Origin of the sequence: Aeromonas sp. BIGb0445, assembly GCF_024809075.1 — a bacterium.
In the GTDB taxonomy this organism is placed as follows: domain Bacteria; phylum Pseudomonadota; class Gammaproteobacteria; order Enterobacterales; family Aeromonadaceae; genus Aeromonas; species Aeromonas rivuli.
This window is the reverse complement of sequence record NZ_JANUES010000005.1, coordinates 76,596-89,878: the sequence shown is the minus strand read 5'-3', so window position 1 is coordinate 89,878 and position 13,283 is coordinate 76,596. Positions and strand designations below refer to the sequence as shown.

At 61.9% G+C, this 13,283-nt stretch carries 12 protein-coding genes; all 12 read right to left on the bottom strand.

The features are described from left to right. Window positions 1-67: 67 nt before the first annotated feature. Complete coding sequence (murC, locus tag M2367_RS12330; RefSeq protein ID WP_259236845.1) at window positions 68-1,522, bottom strand: UDP-N-acetylmuramate--L-alanine ligase; 1,455 nt, start codon at window positions 1,520-1,522, stop codon at window positions 68-70. Between the two features lie 108 nt (window positions 1,523-1,630). Further along, window positions 1,631-2,725, bottom strand: coding sequence for an undecaprenyldiphospho-muramoylpentapeptide beta-N-acetylglucosaminyltransferase (murG, locus tag M2367_RS12325; RefSeq protein ID WP_259236844.1), 1,095 nt, complete (start codon window positions 2,723-2,725; stop codon window positions 1,631-1,633). Then, the gene (ftsW, locus tag M2367_RS12320) at window positions 2,722-3,906 is read right to left on the bottom strand and encodes a cell division protein FtsW (protein WP_042041809.1); all 1,185 of its coding nucleotides are present in this window, start codon (window positions 3,904-3,906) and stop codon (window positions 2,722-2,724) included. Before ftsW ends, murG begins: the two co-directional genes overlap by 4 nt. Window positions 3,907-3,997: 91 nt before the next feature. Next, on the bottom strand, window positions 3,998-5,281 hold the full coding sequence (gene murD / locus M2367_RS12315; RefSeq protein ID WP_259236843.1) for a UDP-N-acetylmuramoyl-L-alanine--D-glutamate ligase: 1,284 nt from the start codon (window positions 5,279-5,281) through the stop codon (window positions 3,998-4,000). Window positions 5,282-5,283: 2 nt separating this feature from the next. Continuing rightward, the gene (mraY, locus tag M2367_RS12310; RefSeq protein ID WP_042041811.1) at window positions 5,284-6,366 is read right to left on the bottom strand and encodes a phospho-N-acetylmuramoyl-pentapeptide-transferase; all 1,083 of its coding nucleotides are present in this window, start codon (window positions 6,364-6,366) and stop codon (window positions 5,284-5,286) included. Further along, entirely contained in the window at window positions 6,360-7,715 is a 1,356-nt protein-coding gene (gene murF, locus M2367_RS12305; protein WP_259236842.1) for a UDP-N-acetylmuramoyl-tripeptide--D-alanyl-D-alanine ligase, read from the bottom strand. Before murF ends, mraY begins: the two co-directional genes overlap by 7 nt. Further along, on the bottom strand, window positions 7,712-9,244 hold the full coding sequence (murE, locus tag M2367_RS12300) for a UDP-N-acetylmuramoyl-L-alanyl-D-glutamate--2,6-diaminopimelate ligase (RefSeq protein WP_259236841.1): 1,533 nt from the start codon (window positions 9,242-9,244) through the stop codon (window positions 7,712-7,714). Before murE ends, murF begins: the two co-directional genes overlap by 4 nt. Then, complete coding sequence (locus M2367_RS12295; RefSeq protein ID WP_224431921.1) at window positions 9,189-10,934, bottom strand: penicillin-binding transpeptidase domain-containing protein; 1,746 nt, start codon at window positions 10,932-10,934, stop codon at window positions 9,189-9,191. Before M2367_RS12295 ends, murE begins: the two co-directional genes overlap by 56 nt. Continuing rightward, window positions 10,931-11,245 carry a cell division protein FtsL gene (gene ftsL, locus M2367_RS12290; protein WP_042041817.1) on the bottom strand — a complete coding sequence of 105 codons (315 nt, stop codon included), beginning with the start codon at window positions 11,243-11,245 and terminating at the stop codon, window positions 10,931-10,933. The genes M2367_RS12295 and ftsL overlap by 4 nt, the downstream gene beginning before the upstream one ends. Before the next feature lie 3 nt (window positions 11,246-11,248). Next, window positions 11,249-12,187, bottom strand: a complete 939-nt coding sequence (gene rsmH / locus M2367_RS12285) for a 16S rRNA (cytosine(1402)-N(4))-methyltransferase RsmH (protein ID WP_259236840.1) — start codon at window positions 12,185-12,187, stop codon at window positions 11,249-11,251. Next, complete coding sequence (mraZ, locus tag M2367_RS12280) at window positions 12,188-12,646, bottom strand: division/cell wall cluster transcriptional repressor MraZ (protein WP_042041821.1); 459 nt, start codon at window positions 12,644-12,646, stop codon at window positions 12,188-12,190. Between the two features lie 241 nt (window positions 12,647-12,887). After that, window positions 12,888-13,184: a hypothetical protein gene (locus M2367_RS12275; RefSeq protein ID WP_259236839.1), complete on the bottom strand. Its 297-nt coding sequence runs from the start codon at window positions 13,182-13,184 to the stop codon at window positions 12,888-12,890. Between the last annotated feature and the right edge of the window lie 99 nt (window positions 13,185-13,283).

The window sequence follows — 13,283 nt, the reverse complement described above, 5'->3', positions numbered from 1 at the left end:
CCGCCGGCCGGGCCGGGTGCGCCATTATATAGGCCCCGGCTTGGCGGTCAAAATACTCATTAGGCCCTCAGGCGCCGGATTTCATGCTCTCTACGCTCAATTTCATCTCACCGAGACGTCGGGCCAGCGCCCCCACGTTGCCCGCCCCCTGGGTCAGCACCAAATCCCCCTCACCGATGAGATCTGCCAACACGGGCGGCACATCATCCGGCGTGGCGACAAAAACCGGCTCCAGGCTGCCACGGGAGCGAATGGAACGGCACAGGGCGCGGCCATCGGCGCCCGGGATCGCCTCTTCACCGGCGGCGTAAACCTCCAGCATCACCAAGACGTCCACCTTGGAGAGCACATCGGCAAAATCTTCATAGAGATCGCGGGTGCGGCTGTAGCGGTGCGGCTGGAACACCATCACCAGACGCTTCTCGGGCCAGCCGGCGCGCGCGGCGTTGATGGTGACCTTCACTTCGCTCGGGTGATGGCCATAGTCATCCACCAGCATGGCCTTGCCACGCCCGGTCTCGAATTCGCCATATTGCTGGAAGCGACGCCCCACACCCTCAAACTTGGCCAGGGCATTGATGATGGCCCCATCACTGACACCATCTTCGGTCGCGACCGCGATTGCGGCAGCGGCGTTGAGCGCGTTGTGCACACCCGGCAGGTTCAGAGTCACTTGCAACTCACCGGCATCTTTACGGCATACCCGGAAGCTGCTGCGATGGGTGGTTTGCACGAAGTCCAGCACCTGCACATCGGCGTCATCGGACAGGCCGTAGGTCAGGGTCGGACGCGCTATCTCAGGCAGCATGCCACGGACCACGGGATCGTCAACACATACCACAGCCAAACCGTAAAAAGGCAGGTTATGGAGGAATTCGATGAAGGTGGCTTTCAACTTGGAGAAGTCACCGCCATAGGTGTCCATGTGGTCCGCTTCGATGTTGGTCACGATGGAAACCATGGGCTGCAGATGCAGGAAGGAGGCATCGCTCTCATCCGCTTCCGCTATCAGATAGCGGCTGCTGCCCAGTCGCGCATTGGTACCGGCACTGTTGAGCAGGCCACCGATGACGAAGGTGGGATCCCGGTCCGCCTCGGCATAGATACTGGCGACCAGACTGGTAGTCGTGGTCTTGCCATGGGTGCCGGCGACGGCGATGCCATGGCGAAAACGCATCAGCTCGGCCAGCATCTCGGCGCGGCGCACCACGGGGATGCGCAGCTCCCGGGCGGCGAGCAGCTCGGGGTTGTCGGTATTGATGGCGGTGGAGACCACCACGACGCTGGCGCCATCCACATGCTCGGCACTGTGACCGACGAAGATCTGCGCCCCCAGGCTGGCAAGCCGCGCTGTCACGGCATTGCTGGCCAAGTCAGAGCCTGAGACCTGATAGCCTTCGTTGGCCAGCACCTCGGCAATGCCGCCCATGCCCGCACCACCTATTCCGATAAAGTGGATGCGACGCACGCGGCGCATTTCGGGGATCACAGTACGCAGTTTTGCCAGTTCAACCTTGTTCATAATTCTCTCTTGACTCTGCCGCCAGTCCCGCGCACTCATCTGCAACGCGCTCTGCGGCCTCAATACATTGAGGGGTAAGACTGCATGGCTTGGCCTGTGCAATCCTGATCAGCATGCTTTCTCACTCTGCCCGGTGGCGAGCCGCTTGCACTCATCGGCAACCCGTTCTGCCGCATCGATAATGGCGACGCGCCGCGCCGCCTTGGCCATGTTCAACAAGATCTCCCTGCGCCCGGCCAGCCAGCTGAGGCGGGCCGCCAGGGTGGTTGGGCTCAGTTCCGCCTGGGGCAGGAATTCGGCGGCGCCACCATCGACCAGGGTCAGGGCATTGCGGGTCTGGTGATCGTCCACCGCATGGGGCAGCGGCACGAAGATGGCCGCCACACCGGCGGCAGCCACTTCAGAGACGGTCAGGGCCCCCGCGCGACACACCACGAGATCGGCCCAGGCATAGGCATCGGCCATCTCCTTGATAAAGTCGCTCACCTCCGCATCCTGCCCCAGGGCGGCATAGGCATTGGCCACAGCCTCCCTGTTTCCCTTGCCGGTCTGGTGGCGGACCTCGATGGGCACCCCCGCGGCGGCAACCGCGGCGGGGACCTGTTCATTCAGCACCCGGGCTCCCAGACTGCCGCCAATGATGAGCAGGCGCAGAGGGGCGGGCTGAGTGCTGATGCGGCTGGCCGGTTCCGGCAGCGCCACCACTTCCGGGCGGACCGGATTACCGACCACTGCGGTGCGGTTGCTGGGAGCAAACGCGCCGGGGAAGGCCATCAGCACTCGCTTGGCGAGGCGCGCCAGCAGCTTGTTGGTCATGCCGGCAGCGGCATTTTGCTCATGAAGCAGCAGAGGAATACCGGACAACCAGGCCGCTACGCCACCTGGACCCGAGGCGAAGCCCCCCATGCCGAGCACCACATCAGGCTTGATCTCTTTCAGTACCTGACGCGCCTGCAGTATGGATTTGACGATGCGGTAAGGGGCAACCAGCAAGCGCTTGATGCCATTGCCACGCACCCCCTGAATGTCGATGAAGGAGATGGGGTAGCCATGGGCCGGCACCAACTCGGCTTCCATGCGATCCGCCGTGCCTAGCCAATGTATGGTCCAGCCCTGTGCCTTGAGCCTGTCAGCCACCGCCAAGCCGGGGAACACATGGCCCCCGGTACCACCGGCCATCACCAACAACGTCTTGCTACTCACGCAACCTCCCGCACGCGCGCCTGGGCACTGGCCTGGCGCAATTCGAAATCGATCCGGATCAACATGCTCACCGCGACCGTCATGATGATGAGACTGGAGCCACCATAGCTGACCAGTGGCAGGGTCAACCCCTTGGTCGGCATCATGCCGCTGGCGGCACCCACGTTGACGAAGGTCTGGAAACTGAACCAGATGCCAATACCGATGGCGAGATAGCCCTCATAGAGCTTGTCTGCCACCAGGGCCTGATGGCCCAGCTTGAGCGCCTTGTATGCCAGGGCGAAAATCAGGAAGAGGGCGCCGAGCACCCCGAGATAGCCGAGCTCTTCACCCAGGATGGCGAACACGAAGTCGGTGTGGGCCTCCGGCAGGTACTCCATCTTCTGGATGGAGTTGCCGAGCCCTTCCCCAAGCCAGCTGCCGCGGCCGAACGCCATCAGGGACTGGGTCAGCTGATAGCCACTGCCGAAGGGGTCGGCCCAGGGGTCGAGGAAGGAGGTCACCCGCCGCATCCGATACGGCTCGGCGATGATCAGGGTCACCACGGCGCTCACCCCCACCAGAATGAGGGCGATGAACTGACCCATGCGGGCCCCCGCCAGGAACAGCATCCCCAACGAGGTGACAAACATCACCACCACGGAGCCCAGATCCGGCTGGGCCAGCAACAGCACGGCCACCAGGAAGAGCACCGCCATCGGCTTCATGAAGCCGATGAGCCGCTCGCGCACCTCGTTCTGGCGGCGTACCAGGTAGCCCGCCAGATAGACAAAGAGCGCCAGCTTGCCAAATTCGGCCGGTTGCAGGTTGAAGGGCCCCAGGGGCAACCAACGCACCGAGCCGTTGACGCTCCGTCCCACCAGTAGCACCAGCACCAGCATCAGGATGGCGAGCAGCAGCATGGGGCCGTTGTATTGCTGCCAGCGGGCCATGGGCACCTGCAAGACAAACCAGGAGATACCGAGCGCCATCACCAGGAAGAGGCCGTGGCGTTTGACAAACATGAAGGGGTCATTGGCCAGCGCAATCCCTTCCGGGATGGAGGCCGAGGCCACTATGACCAGCCCCACCGTCATCAGCGAGAAGCCCAGCACCACCAGCTGGCGATCGTAGAGCGCACCGGGCCGGGCGGGCAGCAGGATCCGTTGCAGGAAAGCCAGGGTCGCGCGCAGGGCGTTCATAGGGCCATCACCCGTTCAGCGGTAAGGCGATCACCGCGAACGTCGAAGGATGTGAAGAGGTTAAGCCCGTCCAGGCTGGCAAGGGGCGCGTTCATAGCATCAGTACCAGTTCGGTGAAGCGATCGCCCCGTGCTTCGAAGGATTTGAACTGATCCAGACTGGCGCAGGCCGGGGCAAGCAGCACCCAGTCGCCGGGTCTGGCGTCGGCTGCGGCCTTGGCGACGGCGGCCTCGAGGGAGTCAACCCGCTCAGTCTGCTCGCCCAGCGCCAGCAAGGTGTCGGCATCCTGACCAAAGCAGTACATCTTGTCTATCTGGCTGCCGAGCAGCGCTTGCACAGGGCCAAAATCCTGGCCCTTGCCCTGGCCGCCAGCCAACAGCAGCAGGCGCCCCTTGACCGATTCCCGCACCCCAGCCACGGCGGCCAGGGTGGCCCCCACGTTGGTGGCCTTGGAGTCATTGATCCAGCGAACCCCCGCCACCTCGCGCACGAAGCGGGCACGGTGGGGCAGTCCTTCGAAGCGGCGCAGCACGGCAAGCTGTGGCTCGCGGGGAATGCCGACTGCGTCGCACAGGGCCATGGCGGCAAGGGCGTTGGCCTGGTTGTGGGCACCGACGATCTTCATCTCGTCCACCGCGATGAGCGGCTCGCCATGCAGGCTCAGCCACAGGCGCTCCTCGCAGAGGGTTCGGCCATAACTCTTGTCGTCCAGGCCAAAACTTTGCCAGAGCTCGCCCACGTCGGGCAGGGTCAGGGCATCGTCCCGATTGACCAGAATATGTTGGGAATGCTGATGGATCTCTTGCTTGGCGGCGCGGTAATCGGCCATGCCCAGGTAGCGATCCATGTGATCCTCAGAGAGGTTCAGCACCACTGAGGCGACGGCGCGCAGGCTATGGGTGGTCTCGAGCTGGAAGCTGGATAGCTCCAGCACGCAGAGATCCATCGGCTGCTTGAGCAACGTCAGCGCAGGGGTGCCGATGTTGCCACCGACGCCCACCTTGAGGCCCGCCTCGGCGATCATCTCGCCGACCAGGGTGGTGACCGTGCTCTTGCCGTTGGAGCCGGTGATGGCAATGACGGGGGTGTGGGTCTCGCGCACGAACAGCTCGATGTCGCCGACTATGTCCACCCCCCGCTCGGCGGCAGCCCTGAGTTCGGGGGTCGCCAGGGCGATACCGGGACTGGCCACGATCAGATGGGCCTGGGTGAGCAAGGCTTCATCCAGTCCCTCAATGAGTTCAACCCCGGCCGGGAGCTGATCCTGACCAGGGGGATTGCGACGGGTATCCATCACCAGGGGGGTCACACCACGGCCGAGGAAATAATCGACACAAGAGAGACCGGTTTTCCCCAGACCTATGATGATGACCATGATTAACGCACCTTCAGGGTGGCAAGACCCAGCAGCACCAGCATCAGGGTGATGATCCAGAAGCGCACGATGACGCGCGGCTCGGGCCAGCCCTTCTTCTCGTAGTGGTGATGGATGGGCGCCATGCGGAAGATGCGTACCCCGCGCAGCTTGTAGGACCCAACCTGCAGGATAACGGAGACGGTCTCCATCACGAAGACGCCCCCCATGATCACCAGCAGGAACTCCTGGCGTACCAGCACGGCTATGGTGCCAAGGGCGCCGCCCAGAGCCAGTGAGCCCACATCCCCCATGAAGACCTGAGCGGGATAGGTATTGAACCAGAGGAAGCCCAGGCCCGCCCCTATGATGGCGGTGCACACAATCACCAGCTCGGAGGTATAGGGCACATAAGGAATATGCAGGTAGCTGGCAAAATTGACGTTACCGGTCGCCCAGGCAATCAGGGCGAAGCCTCCTGCCACCATCACGGTCGGCATGATGGCCAGGCCATCCAGACCATCGGTCAGATTGACCGCGTTGGAGGTACCGACGATGACGAAGTAGGTCAGCAGGATGAACATCAGCCCGAGCTGCGGCATCACATCCTTGAGGAAGGGCACCACCAGCTGAGTCTGACCATCATGGGTGGCCGTGGTGTAGAGGAAGACGGCGACGATCAGTGCCACCGCGGATTGCCAGAAATATTTCCAGCGGGCGATCAGGCCATCGGTATTCTTGCGCACCACCTTGCGATAGTCATCGACGAAACCGATGGCACCGTAGGCGGCCAGCACGAACAGCACCAGCCAGACATAGGGGTTGTCGAGGCGACACCAGAGCAGCACAGAGACGAAGATGGCCGCCAGTATCATCAGGCCGCCCATGGTCGGGGTACCCGCCTTGCTGAAATGAGACTCAGGGCCGTCCTGGCGGATCACCTGGCCAAATTTCATGATCTGCAGGCGACGGATCAGCCGTGGTCCCAACCAGAGTGCCACTCCGAGCGCCGTGAGGATAGACAGGATGGCGCGCAGCGTCAGATAGGAGAAGACGTTGAAGAAGGTGAAGTGCGGGGTGAGTAATTCCGCCAACCAGACTAGCATGAGGCTTGCTCCTGATGGTCGGCGACCATGTTGACGATCTCTTCCATGCGCGAACCCCGCGCCCCTTTCACCAGAATCGAGATGGTTTGTTCTGTGTTTATCATCTGTGCCAGCGCGTCATACAGGGACGCCTTGTTATCAAAATGTCGACCACCCGCGGCATCCGCGGTGTGGCGGCTCTGTTCACCGACCGTCAGCACGGCGTCGAGGCCGCGCTCCCGGGCGTGGCGTCCCACCCGTGCATGTTGCGCGGCAGACTCCTCACCCAACTCCTTCATGTCACCAAACACCAGCACCTTGTAACCGCCCATGGCGGTCAGGGCATCGATGCCTGCCAGCACGGACTCCACGCTGGCGTTATAGGTGTCATCGATCAGGGTGAGACCACCCCAGCGCCGCACACAGAAGCGCCCCTTGACCGGTGCCATCTGCTCCAGCCCCGCCTTGACCGAGGCAAGCGACGCCCCCAGTGCCAGGCAGCCCGCGGCGGCGGCCAGGGCGTTGGCCACGTTGTGGCGACCCGGGATGGCCAGGGTCAGGTTCACTTCCCCTTGCGGGGTCACCAGCACGCACTCGGCGCAGCCTTGCCCGTTGAGTACGATGTTGCGAGCATGGAACGGCTGGCGTTGATCCTCGATGGAGAAGGCACAGCGGATCCCGTTCGCCTGCCACTTGGGCCAGAACTCGTTGTCGGCGTTGACGATGGCAGTTCCCTGCTCACTCAGTCCTTCGAAGATCTCGCTCTTGGCGTGGAACACCCCTTCCAGAGAGCCGAAGCCTTCCAGATGGGCGGCGGCCACATTGTTGATGAGGGCGGCATCGGGCCGGGCCAGGGAGGTGGTCCAGGCAATCTCCCCCGGGTGGTTGGCGCCCAGCTCCATCACCGCAAACTGATGGTGCGGTTCGAGACGCAGCAGGGTGAGCGGCACGCCCACCTCGTTGTTGAAGTTACCCGCGGTGGCCAATACCTCACCTTCCTGACGCAATATGGCGGTCGCCATCTCCTTCACCGTGGTCTTGCCACAGCTGCCGGTGATCGCCAGCACCTTGGGATTGACGCGTTCCCGCACCAGTCGACCGAGCAGACCCAGCCCCTTGAGGCTGTCCGTCACGATCAGCTGGGGAATGGCCAGGGGCAGCTCGCGCTCCACCAGCAAGGCGCTGGCGCCTGCCGCCATGGCTTGCTCACAAAAATCGTGGGCGTCGAAACGCTCACCGCGCAGGGCAACGAAGAGTGCGCCCGGACCCAGGGTACGGGTATCCGTGCTGATCGCTGTGATCGCTGCATCCTCGCCCAGCAAGCGGGCATCGAGAACCAGGGCCAGTTCGGCAAGCCTGAGGGTCATCATCTGAATGACTCCAATATTGTGTCCAAGGCGGCCGCGACGGTCTCCCGATCGCTGTAGTGCCGCTTGTCGGTACCAATGATCTGATAATCCTCGTGCCCCTTACCGGCCACCAGGATGATGTCTTCTTTGCTCGCCTGCACTAACGCGTATTCGATGGCCTTGACCCTGTCGTGCTCTATGGTCACGGCGTCAGGATCGGCAAGACCCGCCACCATGTCAGCCATGATGCGGGCCGGCGATTCGGTACGGGGGTTGTCATCGGTCAGGATCACGCAGTCCGCATGTTGCTCTGCCACCGCAGCCATCATGGGGCGCTTGCCGCTGTCCCTGTCTCCGCCACAGCCGACGATGCACCAGAGCCGACCCTCGCAGTGCACCCGCAGGGCCTGCAATGCCTTCTCCAGCGCATCCGGTGTGTGGGCATAATCGACCACGGCGAGCGGCACCTGACCACCGCCAAAGCACTCCATGCGGCCCGTCACCCCCTGCAAGCGGGGAGCGGTCGCGAGCAGTTGCTCAAACTCATGACCGAGTACCAGCATGACCCCCATGGCGGCCAGCACATTGCTGACGTTGAAGCGGCCGAGCAAGGGGGCGGATAATACACCATTCCCCCAGCTGGAGTTAATGGCAGAACTGAATCCCTGCTGATGAAATTGGGGATCCTGCGCCGTCAACTGTCGCCCTGGATGGTTTTCAATCGGACCATGGGTACCGAAGGCCACCGCCTGGGGATGGAGAGCCAGCCATTGGCACCCGAGCGGATCATCATGATTGATGACCGCATGGGGCGCGTCGACCTGCTTGAGCAGCAGCGCCTTGGCTTCGCCGTAGGCCGCCATGGTGCCGTGATAGTCGAGATGATCCCGGCTCAGGTTGGTGAACACGGTGGCGGCGAAGTGCAGCTCGGCCACCCTGTGCTGCACCAGGCCATGGCTGGAAACCTCCATGGCAACCAGACTGGCGCCTTTGTCCCGCAAGGCGGCCAGATTGGCCTGCACCTCTAGAGCGCTGCCCGTGGTGTTGGCGGCTTCAATCAGCTCGCCAAACAGACCATTGCCTATGGTGCCCATGACGGCGGCCTTGCCACCCTGTTCACCGAACAGCAGGCTATGCCAGTTGGCAACCAGCAAGGCGGTGGTGCTCTTGCCATTGGTGCCGGTGATACCAATCAAGTCCAGCGCCGCCGCAGGCTCCCCGAAGAAACGCCCGGCCAGACCCGACAGCTTGGCGGGCAGATCGCGAATACCGACGCAGGGCACATCGAGCGCTGGCGGTACGAATGTCCCATCTTCCTCAAACAGCACGGCGCTTGCCCCCTGGGCCACCGCCTGTTCGATGAACTCTCTGCCGTCGACCTGATGCCCCTTGAGCGCCACGAACAGACAGCCGGGGCCGACCCGTCGGCTATCGAGCTGCATGTCGGTCAGCGGGAGCGCCTGGGCCTCAATGCCAAGGGGGCGCACGAGTGCATCAAGTGTGAGGGACAACGGCGGCCTCCATCTGGGCGAGCGAGGGGGGCGGCGCATTGGGCACCGCATCGGGACGAATGTTGTAGAGCTGGAGTACGCCGCCCATGGCCTCGGCGAAGGGCGGGGTGGCAACGGCGCCGCCGTAATAGGCACTGCCCTTGGGCTCGTTGATCACCACCACCATAACGAAGCGAGGATCGCTGGCTGGCGCGAAACCGGCGAACCAGCCCATGTAGTCCTTGCCATAGCCACCGGCGACCGCCACCTTGGCGGTGCCACTCTTGCCACCGATGCGGTAGCCGGGCACCTTGGCCTTGGGAATGGCATTGTCGACCACGAACTCCAGCGCCTGCATCATGGCCTTGGCGTTGTTGTGGTCGATGACCTGCTCTCCCCTGGGCGCCTTGTCCAGCTTGATGGTGGAGATGGGTACCCGCTTGCCCTGATTGGCCAGGGTGGCGTAGGCGGAGGCCAGCTGCAGCGGTGTCACCCGCAGGCCGTAGCCGAACGACAGGGTGGCGCGCTCGATATCGGACCAGCGCCGACGCTGGGGCAGCATCCCAAGGCTCTCACCGATCAGGCCGCTGCCGGTGTCATTGCCAAGCCCGAACAGGCTGAGGGTGTTGATCATCTCCTGAGCCGGCATGCGCAAGGCGATCCGTGACATGCCGATGTTGGAGGAGTAACGCAGTATGTCGAACAGGTTGTTGGCACTGTGGATGCTGACATCCCTGATCTGCTTGGCGCCGATATAGAGCGGGCCACCCGGGATATGATCTTTCCAGCTCGTCACCCCGGCCTGCAAGGCACTCAACAATATCAACGGCTTGATGGTGGAGCCCGGCTCATAGGTATCTGTCACAACCCGGTTGCGCACCCGGAAACTCTGATACTGACCGCGGTTATTCGGGTTGTAGGAGGGGGTGTTGACCATGGCCAGCACCTCCCCTGTCTTGACGTCCAGCATGACCAGGGAGCCGGAGGTCGCCTTGTTCTCATCGGTGGCGCGCTTGAGGGCGCGGTAGGCCAGCGCCTGTACCCGCTGATCGATGCTCAAGGCCAGGTTGTTGGCATTCTTGCCCTCTTTCACCACCCCGAGCCGCTCTATGACCCGACCCTGACGATCCTTGCGCACCCGCTGTTCCCCAGGGGTTGCCGTCAGCCACTGGTCGTAACTGCGCTCTATGCCTTCGATGCCGTGGCCATCGATGTTGGTCACCCCGACCAGATGAGAGCTGATCTCCCCAGTGGGGTAGAAACGGCGGGATTCCGGGCGCAGGAAGACCCCCCCCAGCTTGAGGCCCTTGATGTATTCGGCCACCGCAGGGGTCACCTGGCGCTGCAAGTAAACGAAGCGTTTCTTGGGGTTGGCGGTACGGCGCTTGAGCACATCGATATCGACCTTCAGCACGGCGGAGAGCGCCAGCCAGGCCCGCTCGTTATGGATGGAGCCGGATTCGTGCACCGTCTTGGGATCGGCCCAGACCGCCTCAACCGGCACGGAGACGGCCAGCTGTTCGCCGTTCCGATCCGTGATCATGCCGCGCACAGCCTGGGTCGAGGTGGTACGCAAAGAGCGCAGGTCCCCCTCCTGACGCAACCTGTCCGGGTTGATCACCTGGATCCAGGCCAGACGCAAGATAAGCCCGATAAAGGCGACCCCGATGAAGAACACCAGGGTGCGAAAGCGCCACGGATAGAGTGACGGGGCTTTGGCCTGCGCCTTGGCGGGCGTCTTGCGTTTCATGGTTGGTTGATTACCTTCTCAGTGGTCACCAGGGGGCGAGCCATCTGTAACTTGTCCATGGCCAGCGCTGCCACACGGGAGTGCTCGGCCAGGGTCCCCTGCTCCAGCAGCAGGTGACGCCATTCGATATTGAGCCTGTCTTCCTCGGCCATGAGATCGTTCTGGGTCGACGTCATGACCCGCGTCATGTTGGTCACCAGGATCACCGCAAAGGAGGTCACCAGCACGGCAACGGCCAGCGCGAGCTGCAGCTTGTGACGCCACAGGTCCTGGATTATCTCCTTGCCGAGGTGAACGCGGGGCTCGCTCATGAGTTAATCCGCCAACCGCTGTGCGACCCGCAGCACCGAGCTGCGTGAACGGCTGTTTTCGCTGACTTCATGGTCAGAAGGCTTGAGTGCCTTGCCCACCGACTTCAACTTGCGACCACCGGCCAGTTGGGACTCGGTCAGGGGGATGCCGCGGGGAACGTCCGGGCCCTTCTCATGTTTGCGGATGAAGTGTTTCACGAGGCGATCTTCCAGGGAGTGGAAGCTGATGACCGACAGGCGCCCTTCCGGGGCCAGGGCCTGCAAGGCACCATCGAGGGCCGTCTCTATCTCGTCAAGCTCGCTGTTGATATAGATGCGGATCGCCTGGAAGCTGCGGGTGGCAGCGTGTTTACCCTTCTCTTTGCTCGGATTGACCCTGGCAATCATCTCCGCCAGTGGCCGGGTACGCAGATAGGGCTCAGTGGCACGGTCATGGACGATGGCGCGGGCTATTTTCTTGGCGAAGCGCTCCTCACCAAAGGTCTTGAGCACCCAGGCAATATCATCCACATCGGCCCTGGCCAGCCACTCGGCGGCGCTCTGGCCGCTGGTCGGATCCATACGCATGTCGAGGGGGCCATCTTTCATGAAGCTGAAACCGCGCTCTGCATCATCGAGCTGAGGCGAGGAAACCCCCAGATCCAGCAGGAAGCCGTTTACCTTGCCGAGCAGGCCGCGATCATTGAGGTAGTCGGTGATGCCGGAGAAGGGACCATGGACTATCTCGAAACGGGAGTCCTGGATCTTGGCAGCCTCGGCGATGGCCTGGGGATCGCGGTCAATCGCGATCAAGCGGCCATGGGGGCCCAGTTTTTCCAAGATGAGACGGGAGTGACCGCCACGGCCAAAGGTGCCGTCGACGTAGATGCCGTCCGGCTGGATGGCCAGACCTTCGACGGCTTCGTGCAACAGCACTGTGATGTGTTCAGCGGCTTGGCTCATTTATAGCGAGAAATCCTGTAAACGATCCGAGCCAGCCCAGTCATCCTCGGGCAGGCTCGCGATATCGGTATCGATCTGATGTTGCCAGCGGGACTCGTCCCACAGCTCAAACTTGTTGAGCTGACCCACCAGCATGATTTTTTTGTCCAGCCCGGCATGAGTGCGCAGGGGCTGGGAGAGCAAAAGACGGCCATTGCCGTCCAGTTCACATTCGGTCGCATGGCCGAGCAGCAGACGCTGCAGGCGGCGCTGTGCCGGATCCATGCTCGAGAGTGTCTTCAGCTTGCGCTCAATCTCCTCCCATTCATGCAAGGGGTAGAGCAGCAGGCAGGGGTGGGCGATATCGATGGTACAGACCAGCTGGCCGTCGCATTCGTCGCGCAGCCAATCACGGTATTTGGTCGGAATCGCCAGTCGCCCTTTGACATCCAGGCTGATGGCGTGAGCACCACGCAACAAATTAGCCATCCCCAATGAGTAACACATGGTGGGCCTTTGCCCAGAAAAACCACTTTGATCCACTTTTCTCCACTGTGAAGTTTAAGGACGAGTAAAGTGCTTTTCAAGCAAGGATCCTTACGGCGGGGAACATATTGACGCAGCAGCTGACAAGGGCAGATTAAGTGAGTTGATTTTCCACAAGTTATTTGCTGGAAAAAGACAGCGATTAATTAGAGTCCCATTGAGGCAACGCCTCCATTCAGGGCGAAATAATAAAGCGATAAAGGATTAAGGTACACAAGGCAATGCTCACACCGACCACGGGATAGATGATGTAACCATCCCCAGCCCGCCGTGCTCGCAGGCAAACAAGCTGACAAAGCAGCAGGTTGTAGAGAATGAGGAGGGCGCTCAGCAGCATATTTGTCGCCAAACCCAGTCCATCCATATAAAGGATGTAGAGTCCCATCAGCACGAAGTTAATCAGGATGAGATAGAGCAGAAATTTCTGCAGTGTTCTGCCTGCTGTCGAGGGTTTTTTTGCTTGTGGTATCATGCTCATCACATCCTTGAATCCACATGAACAGTCGACAAAAAAGGTCTAAAACTGTTGAGAGCAACCATGTTTTTATTCCCATTCGGCCACCCAGAGATG

Bases quoted from the DNA above. Each gene is read 5' to 3' on its own strand.
- murC (WP_259236845.1), bottom strand. From the start codon at position 1,522: ATGAACAAGGTTGAACTGGCAAAACTGCGTACTGTGATCCCCGAAATG.
- ftsW (WP_042041809.1), bottom strand. From the start codon at position 3,906: ATGAACGCCCTGCGCGCGACCCTGGCTTTCCTGCAACGGATCCTGCTG.
- murD (WP_259236843.1), bottom strand. From the start codon at position 5,281: ATGGTCATCATCATAGGTCTGGGGAAAACCGGTCTCTCTTGTGTCGAT.
- mraY (WP_042041811.1), bottom strand. From the start codon at position 6,366: ATGCTAGTCTGGTTGGCGGAATTACTCACCCCGCACTTCACCTTCTTC.
- murF (WP_259236842.1), bottom strand. From the start codon at position 7,715: ATGATGACCCTCAGGCTTGCCGAACTGGCCCTGGTTCTCGATGCCCGC.
- murE (WP_259236841.1), bottom strand. From the start codon at position 9,244: ATGCGCCGCCCCCCTCGCTCGCCCAGATGGAGGCCGCCGTTGTCCCTC.
- M2367_RS12295 (WP_224431921.1), bottom strand. From the start codon at position 10,934: ATGAAACGCAAGACGCCCGCCAAGGCGCAGGCCAAAGCCCCGTCACTC.
- ftsL (WP_042041817.1), bottom strand. From the start codon at position 11,245: ATGAGCGAGCCCCGCGTTCACCTCGGCAAGGAGATAATCCAGGACCTG.
- rsmH (WP_259236840.1), bottom strand. From the start codon at position 12,187: ATGAGCCAAGCCGCTGAACACATCACAGTGCTGTTGCACGAAGCCGTC.
- M2367_RS12275 (WP_259236839.1), bottom strand. From the start codon at position 13,184: ATGATACCACAAGCAAAAAAACCCTCGACAGCAGGCAGAACACTGCAG.